This window comes from Cupriavidus sp. FW305-3-2-15-C-LB2, from assembly GCF_058787575.1.
Map to the genome: position 1 here is coordinate 233391 of NZ_JBYSZW010000001.1, position 22351 is coordinate 255741.

Consider the following 22351-nt stretch of genomic DNA (forward strand, 5'->3'; position numbering starts at 1 on the left):
CGCTCGGGCTGGACAAGGTCCGCTTCATGACGCCGGTACCGGTTGGCAAGCGCCTGCGCGCGCATTTCAAGCTGCGGAGCTGGGATGCGCTGGAAGGGGGCGGCGCGCAGATGAAGATCGAGATGACCGTGGAGTGCGAAGGCGCCAGCAAGCCGGCTTGCGTGGCGGAGTCGATCTCCCGGCGCTTTCCCTGAATCCCACGACCCTGACAAGATACCAAAGGAGACAAGACATGAGCATTCGCTTCGACGGCAAGGTTGCCATCATTACCGGCGCGGGAGCCGGCTTGGGTCGGCAGCACGCGCTGGCTTTCGCGACGCGCGGCGCCAAGGTGGTTGTCAATGATTTCGGCGGCAACCGGGACGGTACCGGCGGTTCGTCGGCTGCGGCGCTGGCAGTCGTGGAGGAGATCCGGCAGGCGGGCGGCGTGGCGTTGGCTAACGGCGCCGACGTCTCCGACTACGAGCAGGTTCAGGCCATGGTCAAGCTGGCCATGGACGAGTTCGGCCGCGTGGACATTCTCGTGAACAATGCGGGCATCCTGCGCGACAAGACCTTCTCAAAGATGGAAATGGCAGACTTCCGCGCCGTGCTGGATGTACACCTGATGGGCTCGGTGCACTGCTCCAAGGCGGTCTGGCCGATCATGCGCGAACAGGGCTATGGCCGCATCGTGATGACCACATCGGCCGCCGGCCTGTACGGCAACTTCGGGCAGGCCAACTACGGCGCCGCCAAGATGGGGCTGGTGGGACTGATGAACGTGATCCATCAGGAAGGCTTCAAGAACAATATTCGGGTCAACACCGTTGCGCCGCTGGCTACCACGCGCATGACGGCCGAGCTGCTTCCCGAGGCCGTGCAGGCCGCGCTGCAGCCTGAGCGGGTCACGCCGGCCGTGCTGTTCCTGTGCAGCGAGGATGCGCCGTCCAGGACGGTGATGTCCGCCGGTGGCGGCTCGTTTGCCGTGGCGGCCATGGTTGAGGCGGCACCGGTTCACTTTGCCGACGGCACTTTGACGCCCGAGGCGATCGCCGAACGATACGCGCAGATTGCCGACCTGCGCAGTGCCAAGGCCCATGCCAGCGCCGACCAGGAGATCCAGCGCTTCGTGCAGCAGGCGCTTGGCGCGCAGGCTTGAGCATGGCCTGCGCGGAGCAGGCCCCGTGAGCGAGAGTACGAGAGACCGATGAGCGAGACATTCAAAGACAGGGTTGCACTGGTAACCGGGTGGAGGCTTCGGCATCGGTGCCGCGGTTTCCCGCCTGCTGGCGCGCAGCAGGGCCGCAGTGCTGGTGTCCGATATCAATGCGGAGCACGCCAAGACGGTTGCTGAGCAGATTGTCGCCGGTGGGGGTAAGGCATCCTGCGATGTCTGCAACGTTGCCGATCATGGCTAAGTGAAATGCGCCGTGGAGCAGGCTGTCAGGGAATTCGGCGCACTGCACCTTGCCGTCAACAATGCGGGCATCTCCGGTGCCCCGCTTCCTGCCGGGGAGCTGGCCATCGCCGATTGGCAGACGGTCATTGACGTCAACCACAATGGCGTGTTCTTTGGCTTGCACTATGAAATCCCCGCCATTCTTGCCGCCGGCGGGGGAGCCATCGTCAATGTCTCGTCGGTACTCGGCCTGGTTGGGCAGGCCCTGGGATCTGGGTATGTCGCGGCCAAGCACGGGGTGACTGGCCTTACCAAGGCGACGGCAATTGCTTATGCGCAGCAAGGGGTGCGGGTCAACTCGGTGCATCCGGGATATATCGAGACGCCGATGCTGGACGTGGCACCTCCTGAATGGAAGCGGGCGCTGGCGGCACGTCACCCGGTCGGGCGCCTGGGAACCCCGGAAGACATCGCGGAGGTTGTCGCTTTCCTACTTTCCGATGCTGCCTCTTTTGTGACCGGGGCACAGTACACCGTCGACGGGGCCTACACCGCCCAATAGCCGCAACTGCCTGGGTGGCCCCGGCCGCGACGCGGGTGGCGTGCATCCTGACCGCGCGAAGGACCGGGATTCCCCGTATCTCGCCCGGAGGGAGAGCATGGTCGGGGCACTTCTCCGGCGTCAATTCCGAATAATTTCTGGAAACCGTATGCAATACAGTGCTTACAAGAATATCGAGTTCTCGATGGAGGGCAGCGTGCTCGTTATGCGCCTGAACCGTCCGCAGGCGATGAATGCCGTCGACAAGGCCCTGCATGAAGAACTGTCCCGCGTGTTCGCGGATATCGCCGCCGACCGCAGCATCCACGTCGTGGTGCTGACCGGCAACGGGCGCGGCTTCTGCGGCGGGGGCGACATCAACTGGATCAGCGATATCACGCGGGATGAAGTCGATGCGCTGTTCCGCGAGGCGCGCAAGATCATCATCGACCTGCTGGAACTGCCGCAGCCGATCATTGCAGCGGTCAACGGCGCGGCGGCGGGCCTCGGCGCCACGCTGGCGCTGTTCTGCGACATGGTCTATGCCGCGGATTCCGCTCGTATTTCCGATCCTCACGTTCGCATCGGCGTTGGCGCGGGCGATGGCGGCGCGGTCATCTGGCCGTTGCTGGTTGGCCCGGTGCGTGCGAAGCAGTACCTGATGACCGGGGACAGCCTCACGGCCGCGGAAGCCGAGCGCATTGGCCTGCTCAACCAGGTGTTGCCGCAAGACGAGTTGGTGCAGGCGGCCACCGCCATGGCCCAGCGGCTGGCCAAGGGGCCGCGGCTGGCCATCGCGGGCACCAAGGCGTCCGTGAACAAGATCCTGCGCGACACGGCGAACCTGGTGCTGGACACTTCGCTGGCGCTCGAGAAGGAGAATTTCTTCACCGAAGACCACAAGGAGGCCGTCCGGGCTTTCGCGGAACGTCGCCAGCCCGTCTTCCGGGGCCGCTGAACCGGTCCGCGGTGCCATGCCAGTCTACCAGCTCGGGAAACTTGTTCCTGTGATCGACCAGGGGCGCCTACGTGGCGCCGGAAGCCACCATCATCGGCAACGTGACGGTAGGCCCGGGCTGCAGCATCTGGCCCGGAGCGGTGCTTCGCGGCGACAACGATGCCATCCGCCAGACGTTTGCCGGCGAGTATTTCCCACCGGCACTGGTCAAGTGGCAAGACGGAAACGCGTACCGGGGATGCCCTGCGGGCATCCCCGGTACGCGTTCGCCTAGCGGCCCGCCCACTCCCGCAGCACCGCATCTGTATGCTCGCCACGCTGCGGCACGGGCCCTGGCGCAGCAGGTGGTGTGGCCGAGAAGCGCGGTGCCGGATTAGGCTGCAATACACCATCGTTGCGGCTGTACACGCCGCGCGCCCGCAGGTGCGGATGCTCAGCGGCTTCGTCTGGCGTCAGCACCGGGGCAAAGCAGGCGTCGGTGCCTTCCAGCAGGGCATTCCATTCCGCCCGGGTGCGCGTGGCGAACAGGGCGGCAAAGCGCTCGCGCAGCTGTGGCCAGGTGCGGGCCTCATAGCCATTGTCGAAGGCCGGGTCGGCATCCAGCCCAAGGCGTTGGCGCAATTCCCGGTAGAACTTGGGTTCGACCGAGCCCACCGAGACATAGGCGCCATCGGCGCAGCGATAGGTGTTGTACCAGTGCGGACCGTCCAGCAGGCTCTGCCCGCGCGTTGGATGCATCTGGCCAGCGGCCTGCAGGGCCAGCAGCAGGGCGGTCATATGGGCGCTGCCATCGACAATGGCAGCATCCACGACCTGGCCCTTGCCGGTCGCGCGCGCGTGCATGATTCCCGCGAGCAGGCCCACGGCCAGGTACATCGCGCCGCCGCCGATATCGCCGACGAGGCTGGGCGGCACCAGCGGTGGCTGGCCTGGCTGCCCGGCATACCAGAGCGCGCCGGACAGTGCCACGTAGTTCAGGTCGTGCCCGGCGGCATGTGCAATCGGGCCATGCTGGCCCCATCCGGTCATGCGCCCATAGACCAGGCGCGGATTGCGCTGCAGGCAAACATCCGGGCCCAGTCCGAGCCGCTCCATCACGCCCGGACGCATGCCTTCGATCAGCGCATCGCAATGCGTGGCCAGCGCCAATACGGTCTCCGTGCCGGCTGGCGTCTTCAGGTCCGCCGCCACCGAGCGCTTGCCGCGGTTGGTCAGCGCATGCTTGCCAAGGTCGACATTCTCAGCGTTCTTCTCGACGCGGTCGACAACTACAACGTCGGCGCCGAGGTCTGCCAGCAGCATGCCGCAAAAAGGGGCGGGGCCGATGCCGGCGATTTCGAGGATTTTGAGTCCGGCCAGTGGGCCTTGCCTGTTTGCATTCAAGGGTGTCTCCGTGAATGGTTGGGGCGCTGGATAGCGTCTGTGCATTCATTCTACCCGTAAGTAGAACTAATAATAACCAAAGAACTCTGACGTCAGAACGAAAGAGATCCGTATCGCACCCGGTCGAGGGTGAAATGCGCCAAAGCTTCGAGCCGTTGACATCCTGTTGAACTGGGAACAAAATTGACTTTCGAGTAGAAAAATACATTGCATTGCCCTGTCACCCCGGCAGGCTCATCGATACGAATGGTTGTAAGGAGACACACCATGGCAGATTCATCCACCGCCTTCCTCACAGAGCAGCAGATCATGATCCGCGACTCGGCCCGCCGGCTCGCGAAAGAGGTCATTGCCCCTACGGCCGCCGAACGCGACCGCCTGTCAGCCTGGCCGCACGCGGAGCTGCGGACGCTGGCTGAATCCGGCTTCCTCGGCATGCTGATTCCCGAGGAATATGGCGGCGTTGGCGCAGGCATCGTCGAGTTCTGCCTGGCGCAAATGGAGTTCGCGGCGGCCGATGCCGGGCTTGCCACGATCCTGCATGTCCACAATTTCACGGCCTTGAGCATTGCCACCAATGGAACGGAAGCGCAGAGGCAGCGCTACCTGCCGGGCATGGCGCGCGGCGAGTTGGTCGGCGCATCACTGATCACCGAGCCGCAAGCGGGCTCCGATACTAGCGCGTTGCGCGCCAGCGCACAGCGTGAGGGCGGCGATTTCATCCTCAACGGCACCAAGCAATTCATTTCGAATGGCGACGAAGCCGGCGTGGCGGTGGTGCTGGCGCAGACCGACAAGGCGGCAGGCAAGCGCGGCTGGAGCACGTTCGTCATCGATCCGAAGCAGCGCGGCTATCACGTGGCCCGCATCGAAAGCAAACTTGGCCAGCACACGGCGCATACCGCGCAGATCGTGCTGGAAGGCTATCGCGCGCCTGCCGACAGCCTGCTGGGCGCAGAGGGCAACGGCTACGGCGCCATTCTGAACAACCTGTCCGACGGCCGCATCGGCATCGCCTTCATTGCAGCGGGGGCGGCGCGTGCCGCACTGGAAGCCGCGGTGCAGTATGCGAAGGAGCGCACAGCCTACGGCGAGCCCATCTTCAAGCTGCAGGCGGTGAATTTCGACCTGGCCGATATGGCGATGCAGGTAGACCTGGCCTACCAGTATTCCCTGCACGCAGCCCGCCTGTGCGAGGCGGGCATCGAATGCGCCAAGGAGGCGTCGATTGCCAAGCTCTACGCCAGCGAGATTGCCGAGAAGGTCTGCTCGGATGCACTGCAGATCCACGGCGGCTACGGCTATCTGACCGACTTTCCGGTCGAGCGCTACTACCGTGATGTGCGGGTGACCAAAATCTATGAAGGCACCAGCCACATCCAGAAGCTGATCATTGCGCGCAGCCTGGCATGAGCCGGTGTTTTGCGCCATGGCTGACGGGCGTGTGCCCGGCAACCATGGCGCAGCAGAAGCGATTCGGGGCCGGGTGCCACCGGAATCGGCGTCGCGGCGCCATCACGCGCTCAGGCAGGCTTCCACGAAGGACGGGCCTGCTTGCGTGCCAGCGGACATTGTTAGTATTTCATGGCCTGTCTCTGTCACCAGGACCGTGTGTTCCCATTGGGCCGACAGACGTGCGATCACGTGTGTTGACCGTCCAGCCATCTGCCATCAGCCGAACGTCCCGCTTGCCGGCATTGAGCATCGGCTCCACGGTGAACGTCATTCCCGGCGCGATCTCCAAGCCGGTTCCAGGGCGGCCATAGTGGAGGATTTGCGGATCTTCATGAAAGGCCTTCCCAACGCCGTGCCCGCAGTATTCGCGCACGACGCTGTAGTCGGCCGCCTCGGCATGCGACTGGATGGCATGGCCGATGTCGCCCAGCCTCGCCCCGGGCCGCACTTGCGCAACCCCCTTCCACACGCATTCGAAAGCCACCTGGCTGAGCCGCTTAGCCAGGATTGAACCCTCCCCAACCAGGAACATCCGGCTTGTGTCACCGTAGTATCCCTGGCGTGTAATGACGGTGACGTCCAGGTTCAGTGCGTCGCCATTCCTGAGCACGCGGCTGCCTGGAATGCCATGGCAAACGACGTCATTAAGAGAGGTGCAGGTCGCCCCGGGGAACGGCGGCGAATCCGGTGGCTTGTAGCCGAGCGTCGGCCGACTCTGTCCCCTGGACGTCGCGCATGTAAGCGTGGCAAAGCTCGGCAAGCTTGCCGGTGGTGACGCCTGCTCTGACGTGGGGGGAATGTAGTCGACCACTTCGGAGGCAAGGCGGCAGGACTCGCGCATATGGGCGATGTCGTCCGCGGATTTTATGAGGTTATGCATGGTTTTCGTAGCTCGGGTACAGGCAGTCCGCGAGAACTCCCGGCGCAAGGCCAGCCGGCCGCGGCTGGCCTTGCCTGCAGCGCGCCTCCCGGGCGTTAGCGCCCGAGGAAGCGTGGCTCGCGCTTCTCCTGGAAGGCCGCCAGCCCCTCGCGGATGTCGTGGCTGTGCTTGTGCAGTGCGGTCATCAGCAGTTCCTGGCGAAGCGCCACTTCGACGGGCTGCTCCAGGCCGTCATTGACCAGCGCCTTCATGCGCGCCAGCCCGATCGGGCTCTTCGCCGCGATGCGCCTGACCACGGCCGCCACGGCATCGCCCAGTTCTGCATCATCCACCACCTGATTTACCAGGCCTGCCGCCGCCATATCTTCGGCCGGGGCGAACTCGCCCGTGTACATCAGGTACTTGGCGCGGGTGGGGCCGATTTTCCGGGGCAGGCGGACCGAGCCCCCGCCGCCCGGCAGCAGGCCATAGTTGGCATGGGCATCGCCAAAGCGCGCCGAGCGCGCGGCAATTACCAGATCACAACACAGCACCAGTTCCAGCCCGCCCGCCAGCGCCATGCCGTTGACTGCGGCAATGACGGGCTGCGGGAAGGCTTCCAGCCGGTTCAGCAGGACCAGCAGGTCGTCCAGAAAACGGCTGGAGCTGTCATTGCCGCTTTCCTGCTCGCCGCGGACGAACTTGAGGTCGGCGCCGGCGCAAAAGGCTCGCCCGGCGCCAGTCAGGACGACCGCGCGCACGTCGTCGCGCGCCTGCGCCTCATCAAGCGCCTGCATCACGCCCTGAATCACCCCGGGCGAAATGGAGTTCATGGCGGCGGGGCGGTTCAGGGTGACCCAGATGGCCTCGTCACGGACCTCGGTAAGGACTGCTGCATCTTGCACGGTTGTTTCTCCAATGGGCGGGGCCGCAACGAGCTGCTGCGCCGGACAGTTTTCGGAATGTCAGGCATTAATACTAACCCATGGGTAGAATTTATCCAATGCAAAGCTGTTCAGGTCAATTTCCCTGAGCGTTGCGGGCACTCCCTTGATGCAGCGGCTTTGTGCCACGGTTGCGGGTAAACGTTGGCATTGCGAGGCGCAGTACTTCATTGACGTTGAAGTTAGTGAATCGTATAGTGGTTCACTGATATCACGTGGGAGTAGGAAAAGATATGAGCGAAATTTTCGTGGTCGGAGTCGGCATGACCCCCTTTGGGCGCCTTACAGACCTCACGATCAAAGCAATGGTGCGCCAGGCCGTCGAAGCGGCCCTGAAGGACGCTGGCATCCAGAAGGAGTCCATCGACGCGGCCTTCTATGGCAATGCCTCCCAAGGCCATATGGACGGCCAGCACATGATTCGCGGCCAGATTGCGCTGCGCGACATGGGTATTGGCAGCATTCCGGTGGTCAACGTGGAGAACGCCTGCGCCAGCGGCAGCAGCGCATTCACGCTGGCAGTGAACCATGTGCACGCCGGCGCCGGCGACGTGGCGCTGGCGGTCGGCGCCGAAAAGATGTTCTCCACCGACCGTGAACGCATGTTCTCGGTCTTCGACAGCGCCATGGATGTCTCCACGGCCGAAGCGAACCAGGCCACGCTGATCCGCATGGGCGAGGGCGTCGAGGTGCCGCCGGGTACCACCTCGCCCAAGCCCTACAGCGTCTTCATGGACGTCTACGCGGCCTTTGCCCGCGCGCATATGAAGCGATTCGGCACCACGCAGCGCCAGATCGCGGCCGTCTCCGCCAAGAACCACCAGCATTCGGTGCACAACCCGCTGTCGCAGTACCGCAACGCCTACACCATCGAGGAAGTGCTGGCGGCGCCGCCGATCACCTACCCGTTGACCTTGCCGATGTGCTCGCCGGTGTCCGACGGTGCCGCTGCCGCCATTGTCTGCACGCGCGACGCGCTCAAGCGCCTGGGCATCGACGAGCGGCGCGCCGTGCGTGTGCTGGCGTCGGTGATCCAGACCGGGACTGACCGCCCTTTCGACGATATCGCCAACCACGTGACGGTGCTCGCGGCCAGGCGCGCCTACGAGCTGGCCGGGGTGGGGCCGCGCGACGTCTCGGTGGCGGAGGTGCACGATGCCACCGCTATGGGCGAAATCATCCAGATCGAGAACCTTGGCTTCTGCGAGTTCGGCGAGGGCGGCCCGACTTCCGAGCGCGGCGATACCACCATCGGCGGCCGCATCCCGGTCAACCCGTCCGGCGGCCTGCAGTCCAAGGGGCATCCGGTCGGCGCCACCGGTATCGCGCAGGTACACGAACTGGTGACCCAGTTACGTGGCGAGGCCGGCGCGCGCCAGGTGGACAAGGCCCGCATTGCCGTGGCCGAGAACGGCGGCGGCTCCTACGGCGTGGAAGAGGCAGTGGCCTGCGTGACCATTCTCGGTCGGTGAAGGACAGGGGGGGTGATGGGGGGGCAACCGGTCCCCGCCGCAAGCAATAAAGAATCGAGCAGGTGCCGCCCAGGCACAAGCCCTGCCCACAAGGAGAAGACAATGCGCCTTGCCGACTACTTTGATGCCGCGGTGTCGCGCTATTCGCACGCCCCGGCATTGATCGACGGCGATGTCAGGGTGGATTTTACTGAAGCCAACCGCTTCGTTCACGGCACGGCGAATGCGCTCGCGACCGATCCCCACATCCGCGCCGGCGCGCACGCGGCGATCTACGCGCCGAACGACTATCGCGTCCCGCTGCTGCAGATCGGCATGAACCGCGCCGGCCTGCCGTGGGTGGCGGTGCACACCCGCAACGCCGTGGATACCAACGTCGCCGTGCTCGACTACGCCGATTGCGAGCTGGTGTTCTTCCATAGTGTCTTCGAGGCTGTGGTCCCGGCGCTCAGGGCCGGGCTGCCGAAGGTACGCAAGTTCATCTGTATCGACAGGCCGTCGCCGGAAGGTGAGTTCCTGGAAGACTGGCTGGCGCCACACCGGGGGCTGCATCGCACGGAGGCAGCGGACATGGACGCGCCTTCGCAGCTGCAGCCCACGGGTGGCACCACGGGGCCTTCCAAAGGCGCTTACCACAGCAACCGGTCGATGGAGATGGCGCTGCGCTCGGTGTTCGAGACGCTGCGCATCGACCACACCTCGCGCGTGCTGGCGGTGGCGCCGCTGACGCATGCCGCCTCCATGCTGACGCTGGCGGCCGCGGTACGCGGTGGATGCACGGTGGTATTGCCCGGTTTCGATGTCGCAGCGGTGCTGGACACGATTGCGCGCGAGCGCATTACCCACCTGTTCCTGCCGCCGACCATTGTCTACGCGCTGCTGAGCGACCCGCGGATCGGGCAAGCCGACCTCGGTTCGCTGCAATGCCTGGCCGTGGGTGGGGCACCGATTGCCCCGGAGAAGATGAAGCAGGCGGTGCGGTGCCTCGGCCCAGTCATCTATGAGGTGTACGGCCAGAGCGAATGCAGCTTCCCAGTCATTGCCAAGCGTCCGCAGGATTACCTGCGGCCAGACGGCAGCTTTGACGAAGATGCGCTGCGCTCCGCGGGCAAGCGCGTGGCGTTTGCCGAGGTGGAGATCATGGACGATGACGGGAACATTGTCGGCCCGGGCCAGCGCGGCGAGATCGTGGTGCGGTCCGCCATGGTCATGACGGGCTACTACAAGCGGCCCGAGGACACCGCCGCCGTGTCCGCATTCGGCTGGCATCACACCACGGATATCGGCATTCGCGACGAGCGGGGTTTTATCACCATCGTCGATCGCAAGAAAGACATGATCGTCAGCGGCGGCTTCAACCTGTTCCCGAACGAGATCGAGTCGGTGATCAATGCCCTGCCTGCCGTGCTTGACTGCGCGGTGATTGGCGTGCCCGACGAAAAATGGGGCGAGGCGGTCAAGGCTGTGGTGCAGCTCAAGCCCGGCCAGGCGCTCGACGCCGATGCGGTCATTGACCTGTGCAAGCGGGAACTGGGCAGCATGAAGGCGCCGAAATCGGTCGAATTCTGGCCGGAACTGCCGCGCAGCGCGGTCGGCAAGATCCTCAAGCGCGATATCCGCGACAAATTCTGGAAAGGGCAGTGGCGTTCGGTCTGACACGCCGGAATTGCCAACAGGGCCATTTCTGCCAACTCTGACTTCAATCCAAAGGGTAGCAACATGAATCTGCAAAACAAGGTAGCTGTTGTCACGGGCGCCGCCTCGGGGCTCGGCCTCGCAACCTGCAAGGCGCTGGCTGCGGCCGGTGCAAAGGTGGTCGGATTCGATCTCGATGCGGGCAAGGTCCAGGACGCACTCGGCCCGGACATGCCGGGCCTGGGCGTGGACGTGGCCGACGAGGGCAGCGTCAAGGGGGCCATCGACACGGTGGTGCAGAAGCATGGCGCGCTGCATATCGCCGTCAACTGCGCCGGCATCCTCGGTCCCTGCAAGACGCTCTCGAAGGGCCAACTATTCCCGTCGGATCTCTGGAATCGCGTGCTGGCGGTCAACCTGACCGGCACCTTCAACGTGGTGCGCCACGCCGCGCTGGCGATGTCCGCCAACCCCGCCGAGGAGACCGGCGAGCGCGGCGTCATCATCAATACGGCTTCCGGTGCGGCGAAGGTTGGCCAGATGGGGCAGGCCGCCTACAGCGCCAGCAAGGCCGGCGTGATCGGCATGACGCTGCCGGTCGCACGCGACCTGGCCGAGCATGGCATCCGCGTGGTCGCGATCGCGCCGGGGCTGTTCGAGTCGGGGATGTCCGCTGGCATGCCGCCGAAGGTGTCGGAAGGCATCGTCGAGAAGCTGCTGTTCCCGCGCCGCATGGGCAAGCCGGAGGAGTTCGCCGGCCTGGTACGCCATATCGTCGAGAACGCCTACCTGAACGCGACCACGTTCGATATCGACTGCGGTACGCGCTGAGGCCATTGCGCCCGGCTGCAATTTGGGGCCCGGCGCGGCTAAAGGCGGGCTACCCTTTGCGCGGGCTGGCGGCTGGCTTGCCCGCCGGGGCGCTGGCCGGCGCCAGTCCGCTGAACATGAGCTGCAGGAACGTCTGCGCGATCCCATCCGGGTGGTAGGGACTGCCTTCCTTGTACCAGTGCGGAATCCAGTTGATGGCACCCATGATCCAGGCGATGACCAGCTTCGGGTCGCAGGGTGAGATGCTGCCGTCCTTGATGCCTTCCTCGACGAAGCCGCGCACCGCCTGGTCGAAATCGCGCAGCCGCTGGCGAATGACCTGGCCGTGCTCCGGCAACATGTCTTCCAGATGGCCCCAGATCATGTGGGAGCCATAGTCTTCGGACGAGTACTCAATGTACCGGGACAGGGTGCGCTCCAGCTTCTCGCGGCCCGTCTTGCCTTGCCTGCCATACTCGAGCGCCTCGTCGCCCATGTCGAGCGCGAGGGCCTGCGTCTCATACAGCAGCTCGCGCTTGCCCTTTACGTAGTAGTAGAGCGCAGCCTTGGTGACATTGAGCGCTTCGGCGACTTCGTCCAGCGAAGTCTGGTGAAAGCCCTTGGCCTTGAATGCACGCCCTGCCTCACGGATCAGCGCGGCCTTCTTGAGCTTCTGCAGGTCTTCCCGCGAGGGCAGGGCATCGCGCCAGCGGGTGGCGGATGCCTTGGTCTTCGCTGCGGGCTTCCTGGCCTTTTTTTCAGTAACGGTCATGTTGGATGGCTCGATCCAGATTTAGAGTATCTGAATTTTACCACGGCGTAAAAAAGAGATTCTCCGAGTTGCAAGGTGAGCTTGACCCACTGGAGAAGCCGCATGACCTAGTAGTGGGTACACGGATCTTGCCACGGCATCATGAATTGACTCAAAGGTAGAAATGTGCATGGTGGCCTGCCTGGAGGCTAGACCGCGCGCGCGTCGACCAGAAGCGGCGCATCCGCTGCGCAGGCAGATTCCATGCACTCAATCTGGTCCAGTCTGAGGCGGGTCAGCCGCTGGAAGCGCGCACGGATCTCGGCATCGATCGCGGAAAGCGCCGCGCCGTTGGCCAGCATCACCCGCAGGGTGACTTCGTCACGGTGCGCGGGGCGCTGCACCACGACCTGCGCGTGGCCGATCCCGGGAGTGCCAAGCACAAGGTCTTCGATCTGGCGCGGATAGACGAATATCTCGCGCACCTTCACCGCCTGGCCTACCCGTCCCTGCAGCATGCCGATTTGTCGGACCGCGCCGTCGGCATGCAGCGCGGTGGCGCAGGCCACGTCGCCCGTGCCAAAGCGGATCAGCGGCCATGCCGGGTTCAGCGTGGACACCACGATCTCGCCCGGCTCGTCGGCCGGCAACGGTGCGCCGCTGACCGGATCGCAGATCTGCACGATGCGTCCGTCGTCGATGCGATAGCCCTCCATGTCGTCACACTCATAGCCGATCAGGCCAAGGTCCCCGGTGGCATAGGCCGCAAAGGTGCGGATGCCGTAGCGCGCCTCGAGCCTGCGCCGCTTGCCCATCCAGTCGCCCATTTCCCCTCCCAGCAGGGCGCTGCGCACGCACCAGTCACGCGGCAGCTGGTGTCCCTGCGCCTCCAGCGTCTGGGCCAGCGTGATGAAGAACGCGGTGGAAGCGCAGATACTGGTGACGCCAAGCTCCATCACGATTTGCGCCTGCAGTTCCGTACCGCCGGTCCCGCCGGGAATCACGGTGGCGCCGACCGAGCGCAGTGCATCGTCCAGCAGCAGCCCGGCCGGCACCAGGTGATACGCCCAGGTATTCAGCACCCGGTCTCCCGGCCCGATGCCGGCCTGTTCCAGGACACTGGCCAGGCCGTGCCCGCGCTGGTCGTCGTGCAGTTGGGGTTCGTAGATCGGCCCCGGCGAGACGAAGATGCGGCCAATCTTGTTGGCATCGGCGCCGAGGTAGCCGCCAAACGGCGGATCGGCGCGTTGCCGCGCCAGAAGGGCTTCCTTGCTCGTGACCGGCAGGCGGCTCAAGGCTGCAATGTCGCGGAGGTCGTCGGGACGCATGCCGGCGCTGGCATAAAGCTCGCGCAGCGCCGGGGCGCGCTCGTATGCGCCGCGCTGCATCTGGCGAAGCTGTTCGAATCTGTCCATTGCTGAACTCCCTGTTGGGGCGATGGCTGTAAAGGGTGGGGCGGGTCCGTCGCAGATGCCCGGCGGGTATAAGGCAGGCGGCAATGCCGGGCTTCGGATGAACGCCTCGATCAGATACTAACCCATAAGTAGAAAAACATCTAAGCAGACTCTGTCGTGGATCCTCGCACGAGCTTTGATGGTTCCGCGGCGTGTAACGGCCGTCAATCAATTTTATATCGGCATGTTCAGGGTAAACGCTCCCGCCGTCTCGCTGGTTCCGTCATTGACTCATGAGTAAATAGATTGTATGTTTTGGTTATCAACTTCCGGGGGATTGCCATGTCGACGCGACGTTACGGAACGCGCTGAAGCGCAGGGGCGTGATGCCCTGACCGCGACGCCGGCTGACCGGCGCGCGGCAACGGCCCGCACATGACGGGCCATCGTCAACGAGGAGGAGACATCCCGTGGCACTACTGTCTGAATACGCCGCCGCCAGCGGCGGGGGCGCGCTCGCGCCGACACCGGGGCCTGCCGCGTCGGCGCCGGTGCTGCAGGCACAATGCCTGCGCATGGCATTTGGCGGCATCGTGGCGCTGAACGATGTCTCGGTCGAGGTGAGGCCCGACGAGCTGCTCGCGGTCATTGGCCCGAACGGCGCCGGCAAGACGTCGCTGATGAACTGCCTGAGCGGCTTCTACAAGCCGCAGCAAGGCCACATCCGCTTCAAGGGCAAGGACCTGCGCGGCCGGGGCGTGCACGAGATCGCCGCCGCGGGCCTGGCGCGCACCTTCCAGGGCACGCACATCTTTTCCGGCATGACCGTGGTCGAAAACATCATGGTTGGCCGCCACCTGCACATGAAGGCCGGGCTGGCGCAATCGTTCGCCTGGTTCGGCGCGGCGCAGCGCGAAGAGGTGCGGCACCGCGAGGCGGTGGAGGAAATCATCGAGCTGCTCGAAATCGAGTCGATCCGCCACCAGCCCGTGGGCGGCCTTGGCTACGGCTTGCGCAAGCGCGTTGACCTGGGGCGGGCGCTGGCGCAGGAGCCGGACATCCTGCTGATGGACGAGCCCATGGCCGGCATGAATACCGAAGAGAAGGAAGACCTGGCGCGCTTCATCCTCGATGTACGCGAGGCGCGGCGCATTCCCGTGGTGCTGGTCGAACACGACATGGGGGTGGTGATGGACCTGGCCGACCGCATTGCGGTGCTGGATTTCGGCCGCAAGATCGCCGACGGCACGCCGCATGAGATCCAGAATCATCCGGCGGTGATCCGGGCTTACCTGGGCGGGGAGGGGCACTGATGTTGAAGATGTCGACCCTCCCGCAATTGCTGTCGTGGCGCGCGGGCCAGGAGCCCGGCCGGCTGGCACAGCGCCACAAGCAGCGCGGCATCTGGCGCCAGTACAGCTTTGCCCAGGTGCTGGACGAAGTGCGGGCGTTCGCGCTCGGCCTGGAGGCGCTGGGCCTGGCGCGCGGCGATACCGTGGCCGTGCTCGGTGAGAACGAGCCCGAACACTTCTGGACCGAATACGCCGCGCAGGCGCTGGGCTGCCGCGTGGTATCGCTCTATCCAGACCTGACCGTCGATGAAATCGAGTACCTGCTCAACGACAGCGCGGCGGTGACGCTGGTTGCGCAGGACCAGGAGCAGGTGGACAAGGGCCTGGCCATCCTTGGCGCGGTGCCCAGCCTGCGGCACATCGTCTACTGGGACGACACCGGCATGTGGTCGTACCGCCAGCCGGTGCTACGCACGTTCGCGTCGGTGCAGGCAACGGGCCGCCAGCGCCATGCGCAGGCGCCGGGCCACTACCAGGCCCAGGTCGATGCCGGGCAGCTCGATGACGTCGCGGTGTTGTCCTACACCTCGGGCACCACCGGGCGGCCGAAGGGCGTGATGCTGAGCCATCGCTACCTGGTCGACAACGCCCACCGCCTGGTCGACGCCTGCGGCGCGCGGCCGGGCATGGAATATCTCACCTACATCGCACCGGCATGGGCGACGGAGCAGTTCTTCGGCCTGACCATGGGGCTGGCGTTGCCGCTGGTGGTCAATTTCCCGGAAGGTCCCGAGCAGGTGCAGGCCAATATCCGCGAGCTTGCCGTCGAAGTGGCGATGTTCGCGCCACGCCAGTGGGAAAGCCTGGCCGCATCGATGGAAATCCGCACGGCCGATGGCGGACGGCTGCGGCGCGTGCTCTACCACTGGGGCGTGCGCATCGGCCACGCCGTCAATGTGGCGCGGCTGGAGGGCCGCAAACCAAGACTGCTGGCGCGGCTGGCCTATCCGCTCGCCAACGCGCTGGTCCTGCGCCCGCTACGCGACCAGCTCGGCCTCACGCGCGCCCGCGTGGCGCTGTGCGGGGGCTCGATGATGTCGCCCGACGTGTTCCGCCTGTTTCATGCCATCGGCGTGCCGCTGCGCAATTCCTATGGCTCCACCGAAACCGGCATCCTCACCACGCACCGTGGCGCCGCCTACAACCTGGAGACCGCCGGCCATTGGGTGCAGGCGCATCCGGCGGCGGAGAGCGCGCTGGAATGGAAAGTGTCCGGGCAAGGCGAGCTGCTCGTGCGCGGCGGCACTTTCGCGCTCGGCTACCACGGCAAGCAGGAAAAGTTCGCGGAGAAGATCGAGGAGGGCTGGTACCGCACCGGCGATGCCGTGACGGTCACGCAGCAGGGGGAGCTGGTATTCCTGGACCGCATGGCCGACATGCGCCGCCTGCGCTCCGGGGAATCCTTTCCGCCGCAGTTCGTGGAAACGCGGCTGCGCTTCAGCCCCTTCATCAAGGACGTGATGACCGTGGGCGATGAGCGCCGCGATTTTGTCACCGCGCTGGTCAATATCGATATGGGGGTGGTGTCGCGCTGGGCGGAGGAGCACAAGATCGGCTTTTCCACCTACACCGACCTGTCGCAGAAGCCCGAGGTGGCGGCACGCCTGCGCGAAGAGATCGCGCGCGTGAACCGCTTCCTGCCGGCGCATGCGCAGGTGCGGCGCTTTGCCTGCTTCCCGAAAGAGCTGGACCCGGATGAGGGCGAACTGACCCGCACGCGCAAGCTGCGCCGGGAATTCCTGGAGCAGCGCTACGCGGGCCTGATCGACAGCCTCTACCACCGCGGCAGCCGCCAGTGCGATGTGAGCGTGCCGGTCACCTACCAGGATGGCCGCCGCGGCGAATTGCGCGCCTGCGTCGCGCTGCATGACATGCAGCCGGTGCAGGTATCCGAAACCACCGAAGCGGGCGGCGTCCCGCAAGCGAGGGCAGCGTGATGATCGACTTCCTCAACTACCTGATCAATGGCGCCCTGATTGGCCTGCTGTACGCGCTGATCGCCATGGGTTTCGTGGTCATCTACCGCGCATCCAAAGTGTTCAACTTCGCGCAGGGCGAACTGGTGGTGTTCGGCGGCTTCCTGGTGTGGTGGATGGTGCTGCAGATGAACCTGCCGCTGTATCTCGGGCTGCCGCTCGCGTTCGCCGCCGCGGCGTTGTTCGGCCTGCTGATCGAGAGCGTGTTCTTCTCGCGGCTTGTGGGCGAGTCGGTGTTCTCCATGGTGATGGTGACGCTGGGGCTGCTGATCCTGCTGCGAGGGCTGATCCTGGTGCTGTTCGGGGCGGAAGTGCGTCCGTTTCCGGTGGTGTTTCCGCTCGAGCCGATCTTCATCGGCGAGGTCATGATCCCGCGTTCCCTGTGCTATGGCGGCGCGCTGACGGTGGCGATGGGCTTTGCGCTGTCGTGGTTCTTCAATCGCACCCGCATCGGCCTGCGCATGACCGCAGTGGCGGAAGACCACCAGGTGGCGCTGTCGATGGGGATCTCCGTGCGGCGCTCGGTGGCGTTCGCCTGGATGCTGGGCGCATTGTTGTCGACCGCGGGCGCGGTCATCTACCTGAGCGGCAAGTCCATCAACCTGCTGACCGCCGAGATCGGCATGGCGGCATTGCCGGTGGCGCTGCTGGCGGGCCTGGAGTCGATTGCCGGGCTGTTGCTGGCCGGACTGCTGGTCGGCATCGTGCAGGCGCTGGCCACGGCCTACCTGGACCCCATCGTGGGCGGTGCGGTGGGCTCGGTGCTGCCGTTCGTGATCATGCTGGCCGTGCTGTTCGTGCGGCCGACCGGCCTGTTCGGCTGGAAAACCATTGAAAGGGTGTAAGCCATGGATCCGTCCGGAGTTTTCGCAATCCGCTATGAACAAGACCAGGCACTGGTGCGCACGTCCTGGCAGCGCCTGGCGCTGGTGCTGGCGATCGTGGCGCTGGCAATGCTGCCCTGGCTGGCCGGGCCGCGCGTGGTCGCGGGCGCCACGGTCATGCTGATCACCGGCGTGGTGGCGATCGGCTTGCAGATCAATACCGGGCTGGCCGGGCAGATCAACCTGGGGCAGGCCGCCTTCATGGGGGTCGGCGCCTACAGCACCGGCCTGCTGGTGTCGAAGACCGGCCTGCCGTTCTGGCTCTCCTTGCCGGCTGGCGGCATCGCGGCGGCGCTGTTCGGCGTGGTGTTCGGCTTGTCTGCGGTGCGCATCAAGGGCTTCTACCTGGCCTTGACGACCATTGCGGCACAGTTCCTGTTCCACTTCCTCGTGCTCAACCTGCCGCAGTCGTGGCTGGGCGGCTCCAACGGGGTCACGGTCACGCCGGCGCGGCTGTTCGGCGTGTCGCTGGAATCGGATCGCGCCGTGTACTGGCTGTGCCTCGCGGTGGCCGCGATCATGGTCTGCGGTGCCTTCGGCATCGCCCGCAGCCGGCATGGCCGCGCGTTTGCCGCGGTGCGCGACGACGACGTGGCTGCCGGCATGATGGGCATCAACGTGGTCCGCACCAAGGCCAGCGCCTTTCTCGTCGGGGCCTTCTATGCGGGCGTCGGCGGCGGCCTGTGGGCGTATTACGTGCGCTTCGTGGCGGTGGACCAGTTCACGCTGTTCCATTCGATCTGGCTGATCGCGATGATCATCGTTGGCGGCATGGGCTCGATCACCGGCGCGCTGGTCGGCGTGTTTGCCATCAAGCTGGTGCAGGAGAGCATCACCACGCTGGGGCCGGCGCTGGTCGAGCGCCTGCCGTTCCTCAGCGGCGATGTGGTGTTCGCCGCCATGAACATCTTCCTGGGCGGCATCATCGCGGCCTTTTTGATCTTCGAGCCGCGCGGGCTGATGCATCGCTGGAACAACGTCAGGCAGGCGTACCGGCTCTGGCCGTTCACCCATTGACTAGCGCCGTTCGCGGCGTTGGCGCGCACGACCGCGACGATCCAGCCAAGACGCGCCACCAAAACAGAGGAGACAACATGCAATCCAACAGCTTCAGGCCGCGCCGTCTGGCGGCCGCCGCGGCGGTGCTGGCACTGGCGGGCACCGCGGCCGGCATCGCGCAGCCCGCCTCTGCCCAGACGGTCTACAACATTGCCGGGCTTTCCGACTTTACCGGGCCCTACGCCGACATCATGAAAGATGTCACGGCGTGCCGCCGCGCGGTGATCGAATGGTGGAGCGAGGAGGTGGGCAAGCCGATGGGCGTGAGCTTGCGCATCAAGGACTATGACACTCGTTACGACACGGCGCAGACGGCCAGCCTGTGGCCGGGCATCAAGTCCGAGCTTGCGCCGGTGCTGGCGATGGGCGTGGGCGGACCCGACGCCGCGGCGCTACGGGAACGGTTACCCAGCGACAAGATCCCGCTGATCATGGGTACGGCGGCGTACGGCTACGGCTGGAAAGCCGAACCCTGGATCTTCAACCCGCGCGCCACCTATCCGCATGAGGCGGCGGCGTTCTTCGACTGGTTCCGCCAGAAGCGTGGTGGCGAGGCGCCGCTCAAGGTCGGCATGATCTCTTCCGAGGCGTCGCCGGCATACGTGGACATTGCCAAGGGCCTGGAGCGGTACGCCAAGGACAACCCCAAGGCCATCGCGCTGGTCGAGGTGGTCTATGCCGAGGTGCAGCCGGCCGACCTGACCACGCAGGTCGCGCGCCTGGTGCGCAAGGGCGTGGAGGTGATCTACGTGCCGACCAATACGGCCGGCGTGGTGGCGACCAAGCGCGCCTTGCAGGCATTGGGCAAGCCGCAGCTGCCGGTGCTGATGAGCGCGCACAACAGCCTGCCGGTATCCGGCAAGGTGTTGGGTGCGCTGGCGCAGATGGAGGGCAGCTATGAGGTCTACGGCATGGCCATTCCCACAGAGGAAGCCAGCAAGCCGCGCCAGTTCTACGAGAAGCTGCGCGACAAGTACAAGCTCACCGCCAGCTACAACGTGTCTTGCCTGATGGGGCTGGACGCCTCGCTGGTGAGCGTGCGGGCTATCGAGGCCGCGGCGCGCACCGCGGGACCGGGCAGGGTCACCGGCGCGGCCGTGCGCGAGGCCATGCTGAGCACGCCGATCACGGCCGACCAGACCTTCGGCCAGCTGCCGACGCTGAAATACGACCGGGAGGGGCCATTCCCGGCCCGCGGCATGACGGTAAGCATCGGCACCGTGCGCGGCGGGAAATATGTACTGGCAGACCAGAACGTGTCAGTGCCGGTGCTGAACAAGTGGTAGCACACGGAGAGACCGTGCATGCCGTCAGGCGCCAGCGCGACGGCATGTCCATCCATGCAGAGGATCCATGCTTGAACTCAACAATGTCGAAGTGCTGTACAGCGACGTCATCCTGGCGGTCAAGGGCATCTCCCTGAACGTCGCCAAGGGCAACTGCGTGGCGCTGCTCGGCGCGAACGGGGCAGGCAAGAGCACGACGCTGAAAGCAATCTCCGGCCTGCTTGGCGCCGACGACGGCCGTGTCAGCGCCGGCAGCATCCAAGTGGCTGGGCAAGAGACCACGGATGCGGAGCCGGGCCAGATCGTCAGGCGGGGCGTGATGCATGTGGCCGAAGGGCGGCAGGTCCTTCGCCACCTGACCGTGGACCAGAACCTGGTCGTCGGCGGCCATATGTTGCCGTCCGGCACGGCGCTGCGCCGCCGGCTGGATGAAGTCTATGGCCTGATCGGGCGGCTTGGCGCGCTGCGCCACCGCACCGCCGGCTATCTCTCCGGCGGTGAGCAGCAACTGCTGGTGATCGGGCGGGCGCTGATGGCCAACCCGCAGCTGGTGATGATCGATGAGCCTTCGCTGGGCCTGGCGCCGATGATGGTGGACGAGGTCTATGCCGTGCTGGGCCAACTCAAGGCGGATGGCTTGACCTTGCTGATCGTCGAGCAGAACACGCGGGTGGCGCTGGACTTGGCCGACTATGGCTATGTGATGGAGAACGGGCGCATCGTGCTGGAAGGCTCCTCGGCCAGCCTGAAGTCCAACGAAGACGTACGCGAGTTCTACCTGGGCCTGACCATGGACGGCGAGCGCAAGAGCTACCGTGACATGAAGCACTACCGGCGCCGCAAGCGCTGGCTGGGCTGAGGCGGAAAAGCCCCACGGCGGCGCTGCTACTGGGTGCCTGGACATAGCAAGTGCCTCGAACAAGTCCCCGCCGGCGCCGCCACGGCGCGCAGGTAGCGCAGGTTGGTTCCGACGCCAGCCGCATGTTGCGCAGGGCAGCGCGCAGCTTGCCCATGGCATCGGCGCGATCCCAGCCGGTGACGATCAGCTTGACGAGCATCAGGTCGTAATGCGGCGGCACCTCGGTGCCGGCGCTCACCCTATGGTCCATCCTTTTTGCAACCCTGATCTTCGATGGCGAGTTGGCTTGCCTAAATCTATTCGGCGTCGTTGTGGGGACTACTCCTCCGCGCCACGATGAGATTCGCGCCTGACGATCCTTAACAGTTGGTCGGCTTCGGAAAGTCCTCTCTTGCACTCAGGTTCGTCAGGCCGGTGTGCCGTTCACGTCATCAAACTTCAGCAGTCGGAAAACAATCCGGCGGGGCCGGGCGGGGTGGACCATTCCATTCGTTGGGGAGGCTCCCAGGGAGGATGCTCGAGCATCTGGGCGCCGCGCCGGCTTCGTGCGGAATACGCTGATTGGTATCGCAATGCGGGGAGCAAACCATACTCCACCAGCCGGTGCTCCTCCTTACTTCATCCACGAAGCCAGCAAGCGATCCGCCGCATCGATTTCCTCATCGGCGCCGGCGTCCTTGCGCTTTCCTTTGTTCCCCTCGCGCTTCGCTCGCTTGACAAGGCTTTTCGCTGGCCTTCGCGCCGCCGCGTTGCGTAGTGGCATCTTCAGCAATCCGTTGAGCAGCAGGTCATACAGCTCGCGGAAGGCTTCTTCCAATGACAGCCCGGCCTGCGTCAGGAATTTCGGGCGGCGCAGCCGCAATGCGGCGCCGAAGATGACCTCCGCAACGACTTGCGCGTTGCAGGGCACGAAGATGCCGCGCTCGACGCCGGTCTCGATCATGAGTGTGAGGCCGCTCGTGCGCGCAGTCTGGTAGTCATCGAACAGTTTGCGAGCTTCCCGCATCGCTTCCACATCGTTTAGGAAAGCAACGCTCAATTCCGCAGCGGTTGCTACGCCGACATCGAGATAGGCGGCGATGGCCCTGGCCTCGTCGGGCTGCGCCGCCGCGGCTTCGTGGCCTTGCCGTAGTGCCGTATCGAAGATCCGGCTGGCAACGTAGAGGAACAAATCGCCCTTGGTCTGCGCAATGTCGTAGAGACGCCGCCGCGAGCAACGCAGGCGCTTGGCGATGTCGCCCACGGTCAGCGATGAGATGCCTTCGGCCTTGATCAGGTCACAAAGCTCGCGACTGAACTCTTCGTCGGTGCGGTCGGTGTTCATGATGGTCAGTGGTGGGCATCTTCGGTGA

Annotated in this window: 19 protein-coding genes and 3 pseudogenes; 15 read left to right on the forward strand and 7 right to left on the reverse strand. The window is 65.2% G+C overall.

The features are described 5' to 3' along the window. Nucleotides 1-5: 5 nt before the first annotated feature. The 5 genes and pseudogenes from AC3WRR_RS01215 to AC3WRR_RS01235 form a co-directional block, all read left to right on the forward strand. Nucleotides 6-194, forward strand: a pseudogene (locus tag AC3WRR_RS01215) (hotdog family protein); the annotation flags it as partial. A 38-nt stretch (nt 195-232) separates the two neighbouring features. After that, the gene (locus tag AC3WRR_RS01220) at nt 233-1141 is read left to right on the forward strand and encodes an SDR family NAD(P)-dependent oxidoreductase (protein WP_492295806.1); all 909 of its coding nucleotides are present in this window, start codon (nt 233-235) and stop codon (nt 1139-1141) included. 148 nt (nt 1142-1289) lie between these two features. Further along, nucleotides 1290-1943, forward strand: a pseudogene (locus AC3WRR_RS01225) (SDR family NAD(P)-dependent oxidoreductase). A gap of 40 nt (nt 1944-1983) precedes the next feature. Next, on the forward strand, nt 1984-2880 hold the full coding sequence (locus AC3WRR_RS01230; protein ID WP_492295808.1) for an enoyl-CoA hydratase-related protein: 897 nt from the start codon (nt 1984-1986) through the stop codon (nt 2878-2880). Nucleotides 2881-2981: 101 nt separating this feature from the next. After that, a complete protein-coding gene (locus AC3WRR_RS01235) occupies nt 2982-3257 on the forward strand; it encodes a hypothetical protein (protein ID WP_492296038.1) in 276 nt (91 codons plus the stop codon). Here AC3WRR_RS01235 and AC3WRR_RS01240 read toward each other — a convergent pair. Then, nucleotides 3151-4263 carry a CaiB/BaiF CoA transferase family protein gene (locus AC3WRR_RS01240; RefSeq protein WP_492295810.1) on the reverse strand — a complete coding sequence of 371 codons (1113 nt, stop codon included), beginning with the start codon at nt 4261-4263 and terminating at the stop codon, nt 3151-3153. The two genes, AC3WRR_RS01235 and AC3WRR_RS01240, sit on opposite strands and share 107 nt — an antisense overlap. Nucleotides 4264-4530: 267 nt before the next feature. On the opposite strand from AC3WRR_RS01240, the gene AC3WRR_RS01245 reads away from it, so the two are divergent. Continuing rightward, entirely contained in the window at nt 4531-5676 is a 1146-nt protein-coding gene (locus AC3WRR_RS01245) for an acyl-CoA dehydrogenase family protein (protein ID WP_492295811.1), read from the forward strand. 169 nt (nt 5677-5845) lie between these two features. On the opposite strand, the gene map is transcribed toward AC3WRR_RS01245, so the two are convergent. Next, the gene (gene map, locus AC3WRR_RS01250; protein ID WP_492295813.1) at nt 5846-6598 is read right to left on the reverse strand and encodes a type I methionyl aminopeptidase; all 753 of its coding nucleotides are present in this window, start codon (nt 6596-6598) and stop codon (nt 5846-5848) included. A gap of 95 nt (nt 6599-6693) precedes the next feature. Next, entirely contained in the window at nt 6694-7482 is a 789-nt protein-coding gene (locus AC3WRR_RS01255) for an enoyl-CoA hydratase/isomerase family protein (protein WP_492295815.1), read from the reverse strand. 272 nt (nt 7483-7754) lie between these two features. On the opposite strand from AC3WRR_RS01255, the gene AC3WRR_RS01260 reads away from it, so the two are divergent. The 3 genes from AC3WRR_RS01260 to AC3WRR_RS01270 all read left to right on the forward strand — a co-directional run bounded on the left by AC3WRR_RS01260 (nt 7755) and on the right by AC3WRR_RS01270 (nt 11459). After that, entirely contained in the window at nt 7755-8993 is a 1239-nt protein-coding gene (locus AC3WRR_RS01260) for a thiolase family protein (protein WP_492295817.1), read from the forward strand. A gap of 102 nt (nt 8994-9095) precedes the next feature. Beyond that, nucleotides 9096-10649, forward strand: a complete 1554-nt coding sequence (locus AC3WRR_RS01265; RefSeq protein ID WP_492295819.1) for a class I adenylate-forming enzyme family protein — start codon at nt 9096-9098, stop codon at nt 10647-10649. 63 nt (nt 10650-10712) lie between these two features. Continuing rightward, a complete protein-coding gene (locus AC3WRR_RS01270; protein WP_492295821.1) occupies nt 10713-11459 on the forward strand; it encodes an SDR family NAD(P)-dependent oxidoreductase in 747 nt (248 codons plus the stop codon). 49 nt (nt 11460-11508) lie between these two features. Here the strand turns inward: AC3WRR_RS01270 and AC3WRR_RS01275 are convergent, their stop codons facing one another. Together AC3WRR_RS01275 and AC3WRR_RS01280 are read right to left on the reverse strand one after the other, a co-directional pair. Further along, nucleotides 11509-12210: a TetR-type transcription factor C-terminal domain-containing protein gene (locus AC3WRR_RS01275; RefSeq protein ID WP_492295822.1), complete on the reverse strand. Its 702-nt coding sequence runs from the start codon at nt 12208-12210 to the stop codon at nt 11509-11511. 188 nt (nt 12211-12398) lie between these two features. After that, nucleotides 12399-13604, reverse strand: a complete 1206-nt coding sequence (locus AC3WRR_RS01280; protein WP_492295824.1) for a phenylacetate--CoA ligase family protein — start codon at nt 13602-13604, stop codon at nt 12399-12401. 554 nt (nt 13605-14158) lie between these two features. On the opposite strand from AC3WRR_RS01280, the gene AC3WRR_RS01285 reads away from it, so the two are divergent. The 6 genes from AC3WRR_RS01285 (at nt 14159) to AC3WRR_RS01310 (ending at nt 20999) form a co-directional block, all read left to right on the forward strand. Continuing rightward, entirely contained in the window at nt 14159-14896 is a 738-nt protein-coding gene (locus AC3WRR_RS01285) for an ABC transporter ATP-binding protein (protein WP_492296039.1), read from the forward strand. Then, nucleotides 14896-16872, forward strand: coding sequence for an AMP-dependent synthetase/ligase (locus tag AC3WRR_RS01290; RefSeq protein WP_492295826.1), 1977 nt, complete (start codon nt 14896-14898; stop codon nt 16870-16872). Before AC3WRR_RS01285 ends, AC3WRR_RS01290 begins: the two co-directional genes overlap by 1 nt. Then, nucleotides 16872-17756 carry a branched-chain amino acid ABC transporter permease gene (locus AC3WRR_RS01295; protein WP_492295828.1) on the forward strand — a complete coding sequence of 295 codons (885 nt, stop codon included), beginning with the start codon at nt 16872-16874 and terminating at the stop codon, nt 17754-17756. Before AC3WRR_RS01290 ends, AC3WRR_RS01295 begins: the two co-directional genes overlap by 1 nt. 3 nt (nt 17757-17759) lie before the next feature. After that, a complete protein-coding gene (locus tag AC3WRR_RS01300; RefSeq protein ID WP_492295830.1) occupies nt 17760-18812 on the forward strand; it encodes a branched-chain amino acid ABC transporter permease in 1053 nt (350 codons plus the stop codon). A 77-nt stretch (nt 18813-18889) separates the two neighbouring features. After that, nucleotides 18890-20140: an ABC transporter substrate-binding protein gene (locus AC3WRR_RS01305; RefSeq protein ID WP_492295832.1), complete on the forward strand. Its 1251-nt coding sequence runs from the start codon at nt 18890-18892 to the stop codon at nt 20138-20140. 67 nt (nt 20141-20207) lie between these two features. Further along, nucleotides 20208-20999 (forward strand): ABC transporter ATP-binding protein, encoded by a 792-nt coding sequence (locus AC3WRR_RS01310; RefSeq protein WP_492295834.1) that lies wholly within the window; start codon nt 20208-20210, stop codon nt 20997-20999. 160 nt (nt 21000-21159) lie between these two features. On the opposite strand, the pseudogene AC3WRR_RS01315 reads toward AC3WRR_RS01310, so the two are convergent. Both AC3WRR_RS01315 and AC3WRR_RS01320 read right to left on the reverse strand, forming a co-directional pair. Further along, nucleotides 21160-21249 (reverse strand): annotated as a pseudogene (locus tag AC3WRR_RS01315) (hypothetical protein); the annotation flags it as partial. 363 nt (nt 21250-21612) lie between these two features. Next, the gene (locus tag AC3WRR_RS01320) at nt 21613-22323 is read right to left on the reverse strand and encodes an E2F family transcription factor (protein ID WP_492295835.1); all 711 of its coding nucleotides are present in this window, start codon (nt 22321-22323) and stop codon (nt 21613-21615) included. Nucleotides 22324-22351: the final 28 nt, after the last annotated feature.